The organism is Paraburkholderia sp. SIMBA_053, from assembly GCF_046534895.1.
GTDB classification, from domain to species: Bacteria; Pseudomonadota; Gammaproteobacteria; order Burkholderiales; family Burkholderiaceae; genus Paraburkholderia; species Paraburkholderia caledonica.
The window spans coordinates 1-258 of record NZ_JAWRXU010001050.1 but is presented as its reverse complement, the minus strand read 5'-3'; the positions used below and the strand labels follow the sequence as shown (position 1 = coordinate 258).

Here is a 258-nt window from a genome sequence, read left to right as displayed (position 1 = left end):
CACGCTGTTTTCGACGCCCGTGATCTTCCTCGCGCTGCATCGTCTCGCAACGCGCGCCGCGATCACGCCGTCCGGCGATACGAACGCGAGCTAAAGCATGAATCTGTCCGCTCCGTTCATTCGCCGTCCCGTCGGCACGATGCTGCTTGCGATTGGTCTCGCGCTATTCGGCATCGTCGCGTTCCGGCTGCTGCCTGTCGCCGCGTTGCCGTCGGTGGATTTTCCTGTCGTGATGGTCAGCGCGACGCTTTCGGGTGC

At 63.6% G+C, this 258-nt stretch carries 1 protein-coding gene; it reads left to right on the top strand.

What is annotated here, in order from left to right; all coding sequences use genetic code 11:
* Nucleotides 1–97 precede the first annotated feature (97 nt).
* Nucleotides 98–258 (top strand): efflux RND transporter permease subunit (locus SB753_RS38835; RefSeq protein WP_410805386.1); only part of this gene is annotated, 161 nt, incomplete at its 3' end.